This window comes from Stenotrophomonas sp. NPDC077420, assembly GCF_044543385.1.
Lineage (GTDB): Bacteria > Pseudomonadota > Gammaproteobacteria > Xanthomonadales > Xanthomonadaceae > Stenotrophomonas.
The window spans coordinates 92031-109357 of sequence record NZ_JBITVZ010000012.1 but is presented as its reverse complement, the minus strand read 5'-3'; the positions used below and the strand labels follow the sequence as shown (position 1 = coordinate 109357).

Sequence of the window (17327 nt, the reverse complement as noted above, 5' to 3'; positions counted from 1 at the left end):
GCCGGATTGGCGTGCTGCCATATTCACCAAGGTGCGGTGTTCAGGAAGTGATGGGAATCTTGATGCGCGATGAAGCCTTCAGCCTCGTGAGACCTTCGTCAATGCTGACCTGCGGCACGTAGCCGAAGTCGCGCCGGGCCGGTTCCATGCTGTACCAGTGGGGGGTGCACAGCTGCTCGGCCAGGAAGCGGGTCATCGGCGGTTCGCCACGCAGGCGCAGCAGTGGCCACAGCCGCTCGGCCACGGCACCGATGCGGTAGGCGGTCTTGAAGCTGATCGACTTCTGCACCGGCGGCGCGCCGACGGCGGCCATCAGCTTGTTGACCAGCTCGCGCATCGGCAACGGCTCGCCGTTGGAGATGAAGTACGCCTTGCCCGCGCAGGCCGCGCCCGGGGCGAGGTGCTCGAAGGCGAGGAAATGCGCCAGCGCGGCGTTGTCGATATAGGTGGTATCGACCAGGTTGTTGCCGTCGCCCACGAAGCGCAGGCGACCGGCACGCGCGCGTTCGGCCAGGCGCGGTACCAGCTGCTGGTCGCCCGGGCCCCAGATCAGGCGCGGGCGCAGCGCGACGGTGGCCAGGGTCGCATCGTTGGCGGCCAGCACGCGCTGTTCGGCGATGGTCTTGGTGGCGGCATACGGCGCCTGGAAATCTTCGCCGTAGGGCACCTCGTCTGCGCCCAGCCCTTCCACCGGATGGGTGGCGCGGTGGGTGACGCTCGGGGTGGAGGTGTACACCAGCGTGCGCACGCCATGCGTGCGGCAGGCGGCGATGACGTTGTCGGTGCCGACCACGTTGGCCTGGTGGTAACTCTCGTAGCTGCCCCATGCGCCGGCCTTGGCGCCGTTGTGGAACACCGCGTCCACGCCGGCCACCGCATGCCGCACGGCGTCGGCGTCGGCCAGGTCGCCGCGGATCTGGCCCACGCCCAGCGCGGCCAGCGGCGGGTAATCGCCCCGGTTGAAGCTGAGTACTTCGTGGCCGCGCGCGACCAGGCCGCGGCACAGCGCCTGGCCGAGAAAGCCACCACCGCCGGTGACAAGGATCTTCATGCGTGTTGTTCCATTCGGGTAGCCGCCCAGGCCGCGAGTTTCTCGCGACCGATCTTGGCGTTGTGACGGATGTCGACGGGGAAACCGGGGTGGGCCAGGAAGCGTTCGATGCGCACGGTGCCCGCATGCGCTGCCGCTTCGGCACGCAGCCGTTGCTGCAACGCGGGCGAGTCGGGCGTGCCCGGCTGCAGCTCATAGCACAGCACCGGCAGCTGCGCGCCGGCCGTACCTACGCCGACCAGCGCGGTGCGGGCGATGCCGTCCAGCGCGTTGAAGACCGGTTCCACCTGCTCGGTGTACAGCGGGCCATGCGCGGTTTCCACGCGCTGGGTCTTGCGGCCGCAGAACCACAGGCGACCGTCGGCGTCGAAGTAGCCGACATCGCCCATGCGGTGCACCACGCGGGTGCTGCCGTCGGCCAGGGTCTCGCGGATCTTGGCGGCGGCGGTGGCTTGCGGGCGGTTGAAGTAGCTGTCGGTGGCGGTCGGGCCGGCCACGGTGATTTCGCCGACCACGCCGGTGGGCACTTCGCGCACCTGCGCCCAATCCGGCAGCGGCGCGTCGTCGATGGCGATCACGCGCACCTGGTTGGGCGGTACCACGCGGCCCACGCAGGTGCCGGCGCCGGCTTCGGTGGCCTGGCGCGTGCTCTCCAGCTCACGACCCTCGATCACCGCCACCGGGAGGCATTCGGTGGCGCCGTACGGGGTCCAGAACTGGGCCTCTTCCGGCAACAGCCGGCGGATACGGGCCACCACGTCCGGCGGCACCGGGGCCCCGGCGGAGGTCACGCGGCGCACCCCCGGCAGCGGTTGGCCGTAATCGGCCAGCACCCGCATCAACGCTGGCGACCCGAACAGCTGGGTCACGCCGAAACGGCTGATGGCGTCATGCAGCTTCCGCGGGTCGGCCTTGGCCGGACGGGTCGGGTCCATGTCGGGAATGACCGAGGTCAGGCCCAGCGCCGGGTCGAACAGCGCGAACGGCGGGAAGGTCGGCAGGTCGACCCCGCCGGCCTCCATGCCGAACGCCGCGCGCAACAGGTCCACCTGGCCGACGAAGTGGCGGTGGCGGTAGACCACGCCCTTGGGCACGCCGGTCGAGCCGCTGGTGAACAGGATGGCGGCGACATCCTCGCCATCGGTGGCGGCCATCGGCTGCGGTTGGCGTGCGCCCTGCGCTTCCAGCTGGTCCAGGGTGGTGCCGCCCCAGCCCCAGCGACGGCCGACCGTGACCAGGCGCGTGGCGGACGGGCACCAGCGCAGCACCAGCCGCGCCAGGTGGGCCAGGCCGATGCCGATGAAGGCTTCCGGCTGGGCCTCGTCCAGGCACTGCTTCAGCGCGCGCTTGTCGATGCCCGGGTCCACCAGCACCGGTACCGCGCCGTTCTTGAACAGCGCGAACATCAGCAGGAAGAACTCCGGCGAGGGCCGCACCATCACCACCGCGCGCACCCCGCGGCCGATGCCGTAGGCGGCCAGGCCGGCGGCCATGGCGTCGCTGCGGGCATCCAGGGTGCGGTAATCCAGGGTCACGTCATAGCGTGCCATGCCGTCCGGACCGGGCCTGCCGGGGCAGCGGATGGCGATCTGGTCGGGGCGTTCGCGGGCCAGTTCGGGCAGGCGCGCGGCGATGTTGATCGGGCTGTTCATCCGTTCATTGTCGCCGCTGCAGAAAATTCTTGCGCGGCGGCCGCCGGCGTGGAAAATTCGCGCCTCGCCTTTCCATCCCCTGCCGCCCGAGGCGGCACGCCCATGTCCCATCCCTGCATGACGTGCGGCGCCTGCTGCACCCAGTACCGCGTGGCGTTTCACTGGATGGAATCGGACGAGGCCACCCCCGGCGGCGTGCCGCACCGGCTGACCGAACCGCTCGACACGCACCGCCTGTGCATGCGCGGCACGCATTCGGCGCCGGTGCGCTGCGTGGCGCTGGATGCGCAGATCGGGGTGTATTCACGCTGCAGCATCCACCCCAACCGGCCCAGCGTGTGTCGTGAGGTGGACGCGTCGTGGGAGTACGGCAAGGCCAGCCCGCAGTGCGACAAGGCGCGGGCGATCCATGGGCTGCCGGCGCTGAGCCTGGAGAGCTGGGCGTGGCGGGATGGCGAGGGCAACGACGGCGATCGCGCCGCCTGAGGGTGCGTGTGACGACCAACGGTCGTCACCTACCCCCCGTGCCCGCCACGCCAACCCTTGTTATGTGACGACCAACGGTCGTCACCTACCCCCCGTGCCCGCCACGCCAACCCTTGTTATGTGACGACCAACGGTCGTCACCTACCGGCCGTGCCCGCCGCGCCAATCCTCGGTAGGTGACGACCGTTGGTCGTCACGCCCGTCAAATCGGGTTCTGGTCCAGGAACGCGCGGATCTCCGGCACCAGCACGTCGTGCTTGTCTTCCAGCACGTAGTGCCCGGCGTCCTCGAACGCGTGCACCTGCGCCTGCGGCAGCGCCGCCTGGAAGCCTGCCAGGAAGTGGTGGTCGAACACGAAATCGCGCAGGCCCCAGCCGATGAAGGCCGGGCGGTCGGCGAACGACGGCAGCGCTTTGCCGGCGCGCTCCAGCAATGACCAGGCCTTGTCGGCCGGGCCGAGCGGAATGTCCTGCATGAAGCGGATCGTGCTGATCCGGTTGGCGTAGCTGTTGTACGGGGAAACATACGCGCGGCGCACGTCCGCCGGCATCTTCCGCTCCACGCCCAGCCACGAGGCGCCGGACGAGAACGCGTTGAAGGTGCGGATGATCCACTCGCCGATCGTCCAGTGCCGGCCCAGTGCGATCTGCCACGGCATCTTCTTCGCCGCCGGCATCGGGAAGGCGGCAGTGTTGAGTACCACCAGGCGCTTGACCTGCGCGTGGTGCGACAGCGCCCAGCCAAAGCCGATCATGCCGCCCCAGTCGTGCACGGCCAGGGTGACCGGGCCGGTGATGCCCAGGTGCGCCAGCAGCGCGTCCAGGTCGTCCACGCGCGACTGCAGGGTGTAGTCGTAGTGCGCGTCATCGGGCTTGTCCGACAGGCCCATGCCGATGTGGTCGGGCACGATGCAGCGGTAGCGGTCCGACAAGCCGGCCACCAGGGTGCGCCAGTAATAGCTCCACGACGGGTTGCCGTGGACCATCACCACCACCTCGCCCTCGCGCGGACCTTCATCGAGATAGCTCATCGACAGGCCCGGGCGGACCTCGAAGCGCTGCGGATGGGCGGGGTAACCGGGAAGCTTGGGCATGCAATCGCACCTGTGAAAAGGGCCGGAAGAACCGGCCCTTGGATGTTGGAACCTTCGCGCAGCGCAGGGCTGCCGCGTCGGTTTACCAGACCACTTCGGCCATCGAGCAGTTCAGGCCCGAACCGATGCCGAGCAGGGCGATGCGGTCGCCCTTCTTCAGCTTGCCCAGCTGCTTGAGCTTGCTCAGCACGATCGGCACCGAGGCCGGGCCGATGTTGCCGTGCTCGCCGAAGATGGTCATCACCTTCTTCGGGTCGATGCCGAAGTTCTTGATGAACGCGGCGGTGTGCGGCTGGCTGACCTGGTGGATGACGAACTGGTCCAGCTCTTCCACGGCCCAGCCCAGCGCTTCGCGGGCGGCCATGAAGGTCTTCTGGGCCAGCTTGATGCCTTCGATCAGCAGCATGCGGGTGTCGGTGACCATGCGGTCCAGGTTGCCCCGGCACAGCTGGTTCCATTCGGTGGCCGAGCGGGTCACGCCACCGCGGTAACGCGGCGCGTCGGGGACCAGCTCGGTACGCGCCATCACCATGGCCGCCGCACCGCAGCCCAGGGTCAGGGCCGCCATTTCGTTGCGGAAGTCATCGGCGGTCACGCCCGGCAGGGCCATGCGCTCGAGGGTCTTCTCGTACACCAGGTTGGCGGTTTCGCCGTCGACGATCAGCGCATAGTCGATCTCGCCGCGTTCCAGCATGCGGGCGGCGATGTCCATGCCGTTGATGAAGGCCAGGCAGGCGTTGGCGACGTCGAAGGTCATGCACTGGTCGCTGACGCCCAGGTTGCCCGAGACGATGCTGGCCGTGGACGGCTCCAGGTAGTCGCGGCTGACCGAGGTGTTGACCAGCAGACCGATCTTGTCGGCGCCGATGCCGGCATCTTCCAGCGCTTTGCGCGCGGCAAGGGTGGCGGCGTCGGAGGCCAGCATGTCGGCGTCCCACAGGCGGCGGGCATGGATGCCGGCGATATCGCCGAGCACGTCGGTGCGGATACCCAGGCGGTCCAGCGTCGGCTGCAGACGTTCGTTGATTTCCTTGGACGTCAGCGTATGCGGCGCGTCGATATGCGCCAGGCCGGCGATCGATACATTCTTGAAGAGCATCAGTTAGCGCCAAGGCTCAGGCAAAGGGGGCGCTATTGTAAGCCCCCCGGGCCTTCACCGCACCTTTACGAATTCAGCTTCAGGCGTATGGTGCAGCGGAAAACGTGAGCGGTTCAGCGCGGCGGGCACTGGAACGCCCGGAAACGCTGGCTGCCGTCAGCCGGCAGGCCCGACGCCTGGACCGCATTGGCCCCGGCGCTGGGGGCCTCGTTGCGGGCCAGGGTCTCCAGTTCTTCCTGTACCCGCAGCGGGTTGCGGTTGTAGAAGCCCACCTTGCTCTTCACGGTCACCACTACTTCGCCCTTGTCGATGCAGCCGGTGGGGACCGGCCCGTTCGGCAGCACCCGCACGGCCTTGCCCACCGGTTCGATCGGCACCCAGGTGCAGGCGGTGGCGCTGAGGGTAAGAAGCGAGAGCAGCAGAATGCGCATGGCGGAGGGCTCGTGAAGATGAGAAAGGCAGTGTGCCTGAACGGGCTGAATCGCGGGTAGATGGACCCGAGGGCCGGCCAACGGCCGGCGCTACCGCGCTCTGGGTTCGTAGGTCCGGCCGTTGGCCGGACACCGCGCGCAGCGCGGCCAAAGCGTCCGACGCGGGAAAAACGCCGGTCGAATCAACCCGACCGGCGTTTACACCCACCGACGCCACCCGGTCGCCCGTTACGGAACCGGCTTGCCGTCGGCATCGATGATCGTCACGTCGCCCAGGTCGAGTGCGCGCACCGGGGCTTCGATCTGCTTCAGGTCGCCTACGACCACCCAGGTCAGGGTCTTGGGGTCCAGGGTGGCGGCAGCCTGCTGGACCTGGGCCGGGGTCATGGCCTCGATCTCGGCCTTGCGCTTGAACACGTAGTCGTCCGGGCGCTGGTAGCGGACCAGGCCGCTGATGGTGTCCAGCACCGCGCTGGCGGTCTCATAGGCGCCCGGGAGGCTGAGGTTCTGGATGTTGCGGATGCGGGTGACTTCGGCCGGGGTGATCGCTTCGCGGCCGGAGGCGAAATCGGCGATTTCCTTCTGCATTTCCTTCATCGCATCGGCGGTCTTGTCGATCTGCACCGGGGCCATGCCCATCCACGGGCGCTGGCCCAGGGTGCTGGCGGCCATGGTACGGGCGCCGTAGGACCAGTGCTTTTCCTCGCGCAGGTTCATGTTCAGGCGCGAGGTGAAGTCGCCCCCCAGCACGCCGTTGGCGATGTCGAAGCGGGTGGCGCTGGTGTCCATGGTCGACGGGACCACCTGGCCGGCGTACAGGTTGGCCTGCACCGCGCCCGGCTGGTCGATCAGGTACACGCGGGCCTTGGCCGGGCGTGCCACGTCGACCGGCGGCTTGGCCTGCGGGGCCGGGCCGCTGCTCTTCCAGTCGCCGAACTGGCGCTCCAGCAGCGGCACGATTTCCTTCAGGGTGGTGTCGCCGACCACGATCAGGGTGCCCTGTTCCGGGCGCAGCCAGTCCTTGTGGAAGTCGACCAGGTCGGCGCGGGTCAGCGACTGGATGTCCGCTTCATTGCCGCTGCCGGTGAACGGAATCGCGTAAGGATGGCCGGGGCCATACAGCAGCGGCGGCAGCACCCGCATGGCGGCAGCGCTGGGGTTGACCTTCTCCTGCTGGATGCCGGCGATCCAGGTCGCCTTGACCCGGTCGATCTCGGCCTGGTCGAAGCGCGGCTGGCGCAGCATGTCGGCATACAGGGCCAGCGACGGCGCCAGGTTCTCCTTCAGCGCCGACAGGTACACGCTGGCGCTGTCCAGCGACGCCGAGGCGCCCAGGTTGGCGCCCAGCGCGTCGGCGGCGTTGGCGAACGGCAATGCGCCCAGCTTGCCCGCGCCTTCGCCCATCAGGTCCATGGTGAAGTTGGCGGTGCCGGACTTGCGGCCCTGGTCGGCGGTGAAGCCGCCCGGGAACTCATAGCTGAACTGCACCACCGGAATGTCGTGGCGTTCGGCCAGGATCACCTGCGTGCCGTTCTTCAGCGTGGCGCGGTGCAGCTGCGGGAACTTCAGTTCCGGGAACGTCCTGGTCTGCGGCACGCCGGTGCTGCGGTCCACCACGCTGGACGTGGTGGAGAATTTCGGGTCCACGGCGGGGACGGTGAACGGCTTGGGGGTGGCCGACGGCAGTTCCGGCAGCGCCACGCGCGCGCCCGGTTCCACCACCAGGGTGTGGTCGCCGGCGCCCAGCCACTTCGCACCGGCAGCGCGAACGTCGGCGGCGGTGGCCGCATCGATGTTGGCCAGCGAGCGACGGAAGCAGCCCGGGTCGCCCTCGAACACGGCGCATTCGGCCAGCGCGTCGGCCTTGCCGCCGAACCCGCCGATGCGTTCGATGCCGCGGATGAAGCCGGCGCGGAACGCGGTCTTGCCCCGGCTGAGCTCGTCGGCGGTGGGACCGTCCTTGGCCAGGCGGCGCACTTCCTCGTCGATGATGGCTTCCACCTTGGCCGGGTCCACGCCCTGCTTCACCGTGGCCATGATCACGAAGTTGGAGCCCAGCTGCGAGGTGTAGGCACCGGCGCTGATGTTGTCCACCAGCTTGTCCTGGTGCAGCAGGCGCTGGTCCAGGCGCGAGGACTTGGCCCCGCCCAGCACCTGCGCGAACAGCTGCAGCTGGTCGATGTCGGTGGTGCCGGTCTGGGCGACGTTCCAGACGCGGTAGATGCGCGCCTGCGGCACCTTGTCGGTCATGGTTTCGCGGGTCGACTTCTCGCGCTTGGCCACGTTGACCTTGGGCTGGGCCATGGTCGGGCCGGCCGGGATGTCGCCGAAGTAGCGCGCGACCTTTTCCCTGGCGGTGGCCACGTCGATGTCGCCGGCCAGCACCAGCACCGCGTTGTTCGGGCCGTACCAGGTGCGGAACCAGTTCTTGACGTCGTCCAGCGAGGCGGCGTTGAGGTCGTTCATCGAGCCGATCACGCCGTGGTGGTACGGGTGGCCCTCCGGATACATGGCACGGCTGAGCTTGTCCCACACCTGGCCGTAGGGCTGGTTCTCGCCCTGGCGCTTCTCGTTCTGGACCACGCCGCGCTGTTCGTCGAGCGCGGCCTGGTCGATCGCACCCAGCAGGTGGCCCATGCGGTCGGACTCCATCCACAGCGCCATGTCCAGCGCGGTGGTGGGCACGTTTTCAAAGTAGTTGGTGCGGTCGGTATTGGTGGTGCCGTTCTGGCCGGTCACACCCACCTGCTTGAAGGGCTCGAAGTACTCCCCGTCGTGGTTTTCGCTGCCCTGGAACATGAGGTGTTCGAACAGGTGCGCAAAGCCGGTGCGGCCAGCCGGTTCGTCCTTGCTGCCTACGTGGTACCAGACATTCACCGCCACGATCGGCGCCTTGCGGTCGGTGTGCACCACCACGCGCAGGCCGTTGGGCAGGGTGAATTCTTCGTACGGAATGTCGACCTTGGCGACCTGCGCCGGCTTTGCCATCACCGGGGCCGGGGCGAGGCTGCCCAGGGCGGCGGAAAGCGCTACAGCCAGCAGCGCGGCACGCGGTCGAAGTTGGGCGGTCATTCCGTTTCCTTGGTCATGAAAGTGAAGGGGGGATGCTAGCCCGGGACTCCGGGTAAAGGCATCGGCCAACAGTCACTCCCTTTGTCGGGGAACTTTCCGGGCGCGTCGCTGACCGCCGCGGCGCCTTCTGCCGCCACCTGAACCCCTGTCCGGACAGTCGCGCAGCACTGGATCGGACAGGTGTCCGGACAGCGGACACCCGACGCATCCGATAAAAACCTTTCAAATCAACAACTAAGAGTTGGCACGGGGCCTGCTTATACCCAAGTGCGGAAAGAGCGCGATCAAACCAAAGCTGACTGATCGCTGAACACAACACGGAATCTGGAATTTTCTCTTGCACTCCCAGATTAGGTGTACTACCTTACTACCACACCACTGCTCACCAACACTAAACAGGCCCAGCCATGAACACCAAGACCATCGCAATTGCCATCGCCCTCGCTGCCGGCGCCGCGTTTGTTTCGAACGTGCATGCCGCTTCCGCCATCACCACCCTGCCGACCGTGCAGGTCCGCCCCGCCGCCGACCAGCTGGCCCAGGCCGAGGTCGAGCGCACCAGCAGCATCCCGACCCTGGCGCTGGTGGAAGTCCGTCCGACCGCCGGCCAGATCGCCGAATACCGTGCCGAACTGGCCAACAGCCAGCGCGTCACCACCCTGGCCGCCGTCGAGGTCCGCCCGACCGCCGAACAGCGCGAAGCCCTGGCTGCCGAGCAGGACACCCGCAGCACCGATTACATGGGTGCCCTGGCCTCGGCCGCCGGCACGATCGCCCGCGACGTGATCATCAACCTGCCGGCCCTGCAGGTGCGCCCGTCGCCGAACGACCTGCAAGCCTTCGCGGTGCGCTGAAACGTACCGTAGGGGTGCATGCCGTTTGATTTGTCCGTACATCGAGGGCGCGGCGTAAAATGCGCCAATGACAGCCACCCCGACGTTCCATGTTGTGTTGTTCCAGCCGGAAATTCCCCCGAATACCGGCAATGTGATCCGGCTCTGCGCCAACACCGGCGCGCGACTGCACCTGATCGAGCCGCTCGGTTTCGACCTGAGCGACAAGCAGCTCAAGCGCGCCGGCCTGGATTACCACGAATATGCTCGACTGCAGGTGCATCCGGACCTGGATACCGCCCTGCAGGTGATTGCGCCCAAGCGCCTGTTTGCGTTGAGTACCCGCGGCAGCGTGCGTTACGACACCCCGCAGTTCGAAGACGGCGATGCCTTCCTGTTCGGCCCGGAAACCCGTGGCCTGCCGCAGGACGTGCTGGATGCGTTGCCGCATGGCCGCCGCCTGCGCCTGCCGATGCAGCCGGACAACCGCAGCCTCAACCTGTCCAACACCGTGGCCGTGGTGATGTTCGAAGCCTGGCGCCAGAACGGGTTTGTCGGCGGCGCGTGAAGCGTATCGACCAACGGTCGATACCTACCGGATCATGGCCGAGGCCGGACACCGGTGGATGGCCACCGGTCGGTGCACGGACGATGGCCAACGCGCGATACCCGGTGGATCGCCAAACCGCCGGTGCAACGACGATGGTTCACGCGCGATACCCGTTGGATCGCCAAACCACCGGTGCAACGACGATGGTTCACGCGCGATACCCGGTGGATCGCCAAACCGCCGGTGCAACGACGGGGGTCAACGGCCGGTATCCGGGGTAGCGCACGACCGTTGGTCGTGCGGCACGCATTGACGAAGGCGCAGTGACCCTAGAACGCGTTGATCCCGGTCAATTCCCGGCCAATGACCAACTGGTGCACGGTCTCGGTGCCCTCGTAGGTGATCACCGATTCCAGGTTCAACGCGTGCCGGATCGCCACGTGCTCGGTGGTGATGCCGGCGCCGCCGAGCAGGTCGCGGCATTCGCGCGCGATGTCGATCGCCATGCGGCAGTTGTTCCACTTGGCCAGGCTGACCTGCTGCGGCTGCAGCTGGCCGGCGTCCTTCAACCGTCCCAGCTGCAATGCCAGCAATTGCGCGGTGGTGATGCGGCGGGCCATGTCGGCCAGCTTGATCTGCGCGCTCTGGGTGGCCGCAACCGGGCGACCGAACAGCACACGCTCCTTGGTATAGCCCAGCGCCTCGTCCAGGCAGGCCACTGCCGCGCCGATCGGGCCCCAGCTGATCCCGTAACGGGCCTGGTTGAGGCAGCCCAGAGGCCCCTTCAGGCCCTGCACGTTGGGCAGCCGGTTGCGCTCGGGCACGCGCACGTTGTCGAAGAACAGCGCGCCGGTGAGCGAGGCCCGCAGGCTCATCTTGTGCTTGATCTCCTGGGTGGTGAAGCCGGGCATGCCCTTCTCCAGCACGAAGCCCTGGATGCCGTCGTCGGTGTGGGCCCAGACGATGGCGATGTCGGCCACCGGTCCGCTGGTGATCCACATCTTGCTGCCGTTGACCACCCAGTCGCCGCCGTCCTTCACCGCGCGCGTCTTCATCGCCGCCGGGTCCGAGCCGCCGTGCGCTTCGGTCAGGCCGAAACAGCCGATCACCCGCCCGGCCGCCATGTCCGGCAGCCAGCGCAGGCGCTGTTCTTCACTGCCATAGGCGAAGATCGGGTACATGCACAGCGAGCTCTGCACTGAAACGAAACTGCGCAGGCCCGAGTCACCGCGTTCCAGTTCCTGGCAGATCAGGCCGTAGCTGACCGCGTTGAGGCCGCCACCGCCGTAGTGTCCCGGCAGGCTGGAGCCGAGCAGGCCAAGCGAGGCGATTTCGGGAATCAGTTCATCCGGGAAGCGGCCCTCGTCAAACGCGTCGCCGATGATCGGCAGCACGCGTTCGTCGGTGAAGCGCGCCACGGTTGCCTGCACGGCGCGCTCTTCCTCGCTGAGCAGCGAGCGGACATCAAACAGGTCGTACGGATCCAGGGCCATGGGCAGCGACGTCGCAGGGCGGTAACAGGGCGCCCATTGTGATGCCTGGCCCGGGGCCGGCCAAGGCACGCTGCACCACCCCTGCCCCGTACGATCACCGTCCACGCGGGATTGATGCGGCGCACCATAGGGTGACCAACGTCGGCGAACTAGGCTTGAACGGCGGGTACCGGTACCCTGATGCATTGATCCAGCATTGCGCAGTGACCTGTCGCGCGCGATTCCCAGGCAACCGCCGCCGGCTCCGGCCGGGATGGCACTACCCACGAGTTACGCATCACCATGAGCGAAGACACCACTGCCCTGCCCCCGCGTGAAGCCATGGAATTCGACGTGGTCATCGTCGGCGCCGGCCCGGCCGGCCTGGCCACCGCGATCCGCCTGCGCCAGCGCGCCGTTGAAGCCGGCCGCGAGCTGTCGGTATGCGTGCTGGAAAAGGGCTCCGAACCCGGCGCCCATATCCTGTCCGGCGCGATCATGGACACCCGCGCGCTGACCGAGCTGTTCCCGGACTGGGCCGAGCGCGGCGCGCCGCTGAAGCAGAAGGTCACCCGCGACGAGTTCCTGTTCCTGTCCGAAGACGGTGCGCGCAGCACGCCACATGCGCTGCTGCCGGACTGCTTCCACAACGAAGGCAACTACATCATCAGCCTGGGCGAGGTCACGCGTTGGCTGGCGCAGCAGGCCGAGGCGCTGGAGGTGTCGATCTTCCCCGGTTTCGCCGCTGCCGAAGTGCTGTACGACGAGAACGGCGCGGTGATGGGCGTGGCCACCGGCGACATGGGCATCCGCAAGGATGGCTCGCACGGCCCGAACTTCGAACGCGGCATGGAACTGCATGCCAAGTACACCATTTTCGCCGAAGGCTCGCGGGGCCACCTGGGCCGCCAGCTGATCGCCCGCTTCCAGCTTGACGCCGGCAAGGACCCGCAGGCCTATGGGATCGGCATCAAGGAGCTGTGGCAGGTTGACCCGGCCAGACACGAGCCGGGCCTGGTGGTGCATACCGCCGGCTGGCCGCTGGCCAGCGACACCTATGGCGGCTCGTTCCTGTACCACGCCGAAGGCGGCAAGGTCGCGGTGGGCTTCGTGGTCGGGCTGGACTACCGCAATCCGTGGATGAGCCCGTTCGAGGAATTCCAGCGTTTCAAGACCCACCCGTCGATCCGCAAACACCTGGAAGGCGGCAAGCGCATCGGCTACGGCGCGCGCGCGATCACTGCCGGTGGCCTGCTCTCCCTGCCCAAGACCGTGTTCCCGGGCGGGGCGCTGGTCGGCTGCGAAGCCGGCTACCTCAATGCCAGCCGGATCAAGGGCAGCCATGCGGCGATCAAGACCGGCATGCTGGCCGCCGACGCGGCCTTCGACGCGCTGGCCGCCGATCGCCAGCGCGACGAACTCAGCGCGTACCCGGCCGCGTTCGAAAGCAGCTGGCTGCACACCGAACTGCAGCAGTCGCGCAACTTCAAGCAGTGGTTCAAGAAGGGCCGCAACATCGCCACCCTGATGACCGGCATCGAACAATGGCTGCTGCCCAAGCTGGGCATCCGCAACCCGCCGTGGACCCTGCGCCACAGCAAGCCGGACCACGAATGCCTTGAACCGGCGTCGCAGCACACCCGGATCGTGTACCCCAAGCCGGACAACGTACTCACCTTCGACCGGCTCAGCTCGGTGTTCCTGAGCAGCACCAACCACGAAGAAGACCAGCCTTCGCACCTGACCTTGAAGGACGCCCGCATTCCGGTGCAGGTAAACCTGCACGAGTACGCCGGCCCGGAAGCGCGCTACTGCCCGGCGGGCGTGTATGAGTTCGTCGGCGCCGAAGGCCAGGAACAGCTGCAGATCAACGCGCAGAACTGCGTGCACTGCAAGACCTGCGACATCAAGGACCCCACCCAGAACATCGTGTGGGTGACGCCGCAGGGCGGGGGCGGGCCGAACTATTCGGGGATGTGATCCGGCAGCCCCTATAGGGTTGCCAGGTACTCCTGCAGGGCGGTTTCGAACGCTTCGATATCCGCTGCGCTCGCCGCCAGGCCCTGCTCCGGCACCTGCTGCATCAACGCGCGGGCCTGCTCGGCCAGTGCTTCGGCGCCAAGCGTGCCCAGCCCGCCCACGATGCGGTGCAGGACTTCCACCGCGGTGTTGGCGTCGCCCTGGTCGCGCGCCTGGCGCCCCCGCTGCAGGTCGTCGGTGGTGGCCTGGCGCATGCTGTCGATCAGCACGCTGGCCACGTGTTCGGACCCGAAGCGGCGCACGATCGCCTCGCGCGAGGGCGCCGCGGCGGGCACCGCCGACGCCAGCGGGGCGTCCTCTTCCAGCCCGGCATCGCGCTCGTCCGAAGGCAACCACCGGCGCAGTGCGTGGCGCAGGGTCGCCAGTGCCACCGGCTTGGCCAGCAGGTCGTCCATGCCGGCTTCGCGACACCGCTGCACGTCTTCGACCAGCGCGCTGGCGGTCAGCGCCAGCACCGGCATGCGCTGACCGCTGCCGCGTTCGCGTTCGCGGATGTGGCGGGTCAGGGTGTAGCCATCCATCACCGGCATGCGGCAATCGGTAATGACCAGATCGAAGCGCGACTGCGCCAGCAGCGACAGTGCCGCTTCGCCATCCACCGCCAGTTCATGCTGCAGGCCCAGCTGCTGCAGGCGCCAGCGCATCAACGCCTGGTTGGTGGGATGGTCTTCGACCACCAGCACGCGGCGCCGCGCCTGGCTGGGCGGCAGTGGCTCCACGCCGCCCACCGTGCGTTGTTCGTCGCGTACGCGTTCTTCGGCCGGCACCAGCGGCAGGCTCAGCACCACGTCCACGCGCGTGCCCTTGCCCGGCTCGCTGTGCATGTCCAGCCGCCCGCGCATCAGCCCCACCAGGCGCTGGCAGATGCTCAGGCCCAGGCCGGTGCCGCCGTAGTGGCGGGTGATGGCCACGTCGGCCTGGGCGAAGGGCTTGAACAGCCGCTCGCGCTGCTCGGCTGAAATGCCGATGCCGGTGTCGCTGACACGCAGGCGCAGGGTCTGTGCGATGTCGTCGGCGCGCACCACGGCCAGGGAAATATCGACCGCGCCTTCGTTGGTGAACTTGATCGCATTGCTGAGCAGATTGAACACCACCTGGCGCAGCCGCATGCCGTCGGCCAGGTGCTGCGGGCCCACCGCCGGGTCGACTTCCAGGCTGAGCTCCAGCCCCTTGCTGGACGCCTGTGGCGAAAGCAGCTGCTTCACGTTGTCGAGCAGGCTGCGCAATGCCACCGGCTGCGGTTCCAGTGGCAGCGCGCCGGCCTCGATGCGCGAGTAGTCCAGGATGTCGTCCAGGATCTGCCGCAGCATCTGCGCCGAATCCTCGATGACACCGATGATGCGCCGCTGCTCGCCATCCAGCCCGGTGTGCGACAGCGCCTCGACCATGCCCAGCACCCCGCTCATCGGGGTGCGGATTTCATGGCTCATGGTGGCCAGGAAGTTGGACTTCGCTGCCGTGGCGCGTTCGGCATCGGACTTGGCTGCGGCCAGCGCATCGGCCTGCGCGCGCGCCTCGGTCACGTCCACCCAATAGCCGCTCCACAGCACGGCGCCGTCGGCGGCGGCGTACGGCAGTGCGCGCGTACGCACCCAACGCACTACCCCGTGCGGGCTGGTGCGGAATTCCATGTCCAGTGCGGAAAAATCGCGCGCGGCCTGGGTCAGCGCCTGCTGCACCGCCTCACGGTCGCGCGGGTCGATCTGTTCGGCCAGGCGGGTTTCGTCGGCAATGACCTCACCGGTACTGACCCCGAACATCGCCTGCAGGTCGCCGGTGATGTACGGGAAGGTGACCCGCCCGTCGCTGTCGCGGCGGGCCTGGTAGACGATGGCCGGCAGGTTGTCGGTGACCTCCACCAGCCGCTGTTCCAGCCCGCGCCGCATGCCCACTTCGCGGCGCAACCGCCAGTAGCCCCAGCCGTGCACGACGATGCCGGTCAGCAGCACCAGCGACAGCGGCACCGCCCAGCGGGCCACCGAACGCCAGTCCAGCCCGGTGCGGTACTCGGCCAGCAGCCAGTCGCCGCGGATGGCCGCATGTTCGCGCGGGGTCACGTTGGCCAGCACGCGGTCGAAGGTCGTGGCCAGCGGCGCGTACTGGCGCTTGACCGCCAACGACAACTGGTCGCTGAAGCCGGCCGGCGCCGCCACGTGCAGCGTGGCCGGGTACAGGTCGCGGACCACCCGGTCGATCATGGCCAGGTTGCCGACATAGGCATCGGCATCCCCATTGGCCAGACGCGACAATGCCTGCTCCACGCTGCGCGCCGGCACGATCCGCGCCTTGGGCGCGTACTGCAGGATGTAACCGCGCAGGCGTTCGGGGTCGGACAGCAGGATGCTGCGCCCGTCCAGGTCGCTCAGGCCCAGCACCGAGCGGCTGTTGTTGGGGGTGACGATCACGTTGGGCACGCTGATGAAGGGCTGGCTGAACACCCAGTCGTCGCCCAGGTAATGCGCGTCGTTGGGCATGCCCATCACCACGTCGACATCGCCGCGCCGCATCTGTTCGCGCACTTCGAACCAGTCGTGCGCCGGCACCCGGTTCAACTGCGCCCCGACCATGCGCAGCTGGCGCAGGTAATCCCCGGACACGCCGCTGGGTTCGCCGGCCGCATCGATGAACGACAGCGGCGCCCCGGTAGGCGCGTAGCCCATGCGCAGCGGCGTGGCCAGGATGCGGCGCTCGGCATCGTTCAGGACCAGGCGCGACTGCGCCGACCACTGCAGCGGCGGCAGCCAGCGCTTGTACAGCGCTTCGCGCTGGGCGGCGGTCACCGTCGACAGCGCGCTGTCCAAGGCTTCGGCCAGCGGCTGCTGGGCGTTGGGCACGCCGAAGTGAAGGCGTTCAGGCGGCAGGTCGCTGGGCCGGAGCAGGGCAATTCCGTCAAGCGCTTCCTGACGAATCAGCGTGTTGGCCACATGGGCATTGCCGATGTAAACGTCGGCCCTGCCCTGGGCCACCATCAGCAGGGCCGCCCGGGTGGTGGGGGCGGTGAGCTGCCGCGCCCCGGGAAAACGCGACCGGACCTGGTCGCGGGTGAGGAACTCCTGTTCGGTCACCACGCTCAGGCCCACCAGGTCCGGATCGGAGGATATCCGGGTGTCGCCCGGCCGCCCTACCAGCGCCAGCGGGGCATCGGCGTAGGTGCCGGTATAGACCATGCAGCGGGTCCGGTCCGGGGTCAGGGTGATGTTCATCACCACGTCGATTTCGCCACGGCAGGCGGCATCCAGCACGTCGGCCCAGTTGGGATATACCCGTACCTTCACCTCGATCCCGAGCTGCCGGGTCAACAGCATCAGATAGTCATAGCCAAGTCCGTCAGGGCGACGGTTATGCATGAATTCGAATGGTGGCCAGCCGCTGTCGTACAGCCCCAAGAAGATGGTAGGGTTCCGTTCGATCCAGTCGGCTTGGCTCGGCGACAGCGAAGGAGCAGGCGCCGGTGACGCAACAGCGGCGCCGCCCCCCGCCCACGCCAGCCCCAGCACGACCAGCCAGCGGACAACCGAGGTACGCATGCTGTCTGTTCTCCCAGGAGT

12 protein-coding genes are annotated in these 17327 nt (G+C 68.0%); 4 read left to right on the top strand and 8 right to left on the bottom strand.

The annotated features are described in order from the left end of the window. Nucleotides 1–40: 40 nt before the first annotated feature. Both oleD and oleC read right to left on the bottom strand, forming a co-directional pair. Nucleotides 41–1051, bottom strand: a complete 1011-nt coding sequence (gene oleD, locus ACIGII_RS13070; RefSeq protein ID WP_399638706.1) for a 2-alkyl-3-oxoalkanoate reductase — start codon at nucleotides 1049–1051, stop codon at nucleotides 41–43. Further along, nucleotides 1048–2703 carry an olefin beta-lactone synthetase gene (oleC, locus tag ACIGII_RS13065; protein ID WP_399638704.1) on the bottom strand — a complete coding sequence of 552 codons (1656 nt, stop codon included), beginning with the start codon at nucleotides 2701–2703 and terminating at the stop codon, nucleotides 1048–1050. The genes oleD and oleC overlap by 4 nt, the downstream gene beginning before the upstream one ends. A gap of 102 nt (nucleotides 2704–2805) precedes the next feature. On the opposite strand from oleC, the gene ACIGII_RS13060 reads away from it, so the two are divergent. Then, on the top strand, nucleotides 2806–3189 hold the full coding sequence (locus ACIGII_RS13060; RefSeq protein WP_399638702.1) for a YkgJ family cysteine cluster protein: 384 nt from the start codon (nucleotides 2806–2808) through the stop codon (nucleotides 3187–3189). A 202-nt stretch (nucleotides 3190–3391) separates the two neighbouring features. On the opposite strand, the gene ACIGII_RS13055 is transcribed toward ACIGII_RS13060, so the two are convergent. The 4 genes from ACIGII_RS13055 to ACIGII_RS13040 form a co-directional block, all read right to left on the bottom strand. Beyond that, entirely contained in the window at nucleotides 3392–4282 is an 891-nt protein-coding gene (locus ACIGII_RS13055; RefSeq protein ID WP_399638701.1) for an alpha/beta fold hydrolase, read from the bottom strand. 82 nt (nucleotides 4283–4364) lie between these two features. Then, nucleotides 4365–5381 carry a 3-oxoacyl-ACP synthase III gene (locus tag ACIGII_RS13050; RefSeq protein WP_399638699.1) on the bottom strand — a complete coding sequence of 339 codons (1017 nt, stop codon included), beginning with the start codon at nucleotides 5379–5381 and terminating at the stop codon, nucleotides 4365–4367. Between the two features lie 113 nt (nucleotides 5382–5494). Then, complete coding sequence (locus tag ACIGII_RS13045) at nucleotides 5495–5812, bottom strand: DUF4156 domain-containing protein (RefSeq protein WP_399638697.1); 318 nt, start codon at nucleotides 5810–5812, stop codon at nucleotides 5495–5497. Nucleotides 5813–6040: 228 nt separating this feature from the next. Continuing rightward, nucleotides 6041–8884, bottom strand: coding sequence for a M16 family metallopeptidase (locus ACIGII_RS13040; RefSeq protein WP_399638696.1), 2844 nt, complete (start codon nucleotides 8882–8884; stop codon nucleotides 6041–6043). Between the two features lie 407 nt (nucleotides 8885–9291). Here ACIGII_RS13040 and ACIGII_RS13035 point away from each other — a divergent pair, with 407 nt between their 5' ends. Beyond that, nucleotides 9292–9738, top strand: a complete 447-nt coding sequence (locus tag ACIGII_RS13035) for a hypothetical protein (RefSeq protein WP_399638694.1) — start codon at nucleotides 9292–9294, stop codon at nucleotides 9736–9738. Nucleotides 9739–9805: 67 nt separating this feature from the next. After that, nucleotides 9806–10285, top strand: a complete 480-nt coding sequence (gene trmL / locus ACIGII_RS13030) for a tRNA (uridine(34)/cytosine(34)/5-carboxymethylaminomethyluridine(34)-2'-O)-methyltransferase TrmL (RefSeq protein ID WP_399638693.1) — start codon at nucleotides 9806–9808, stop codon at nucleotides 10283–10285. 311 nt (nucleotides 10286–10596) lie between these two features. On the opposite strand, the gene ACIGII_RS13025 is transcribed toward trmL, so the two are convergent. Then, nucleotides 10597–11760, bottom strand: a complete 1164-nt coding sequence (locus ACIGII_RS13025; RefSeq protein ID WP_399638692.1) for an acyl-CoA dehydrogenase family protein — start codon at nucleotides 11758–11760, stop codon at nucleotides 10597–10599. 282 nt (nucleotides 11761–12042) lie between these two features. Here ACIGII_RS13025 and ACIGII_RS13020 point away from each other — a divergent pair, with 282 nt between their 5' ends. Continuing rightward, a complete protein-coding gene (locus tag ACIGII_RS13020; RefSeq protein ID WP_399638690.1) occupies nucleotides 12043–13719 on the top strand; it encodes an electron transfer flavoprotein-ubiquinone oxidoreductase in 1677 nt (558 codons plus the stop codon). An 11-nt stretch (nucleotides 13720–13730) separates the two neighbouring features. Here ACIGII_RS13020 and ACIGII_RS13015 read toward each other — a convergent pair whose 3' ends face one another. Beyond that, entirely contained in the window at nucleotides 13731–17306 is a 3576-nt protein-coding gene (locus tag ACIGII_RS13015) for an ATP-binding protein (RefSeq protein ID WP_399638689.1), read from the bottom strand. Nucleotides 17307–17327: the final 21 nt, after the last annotated feature.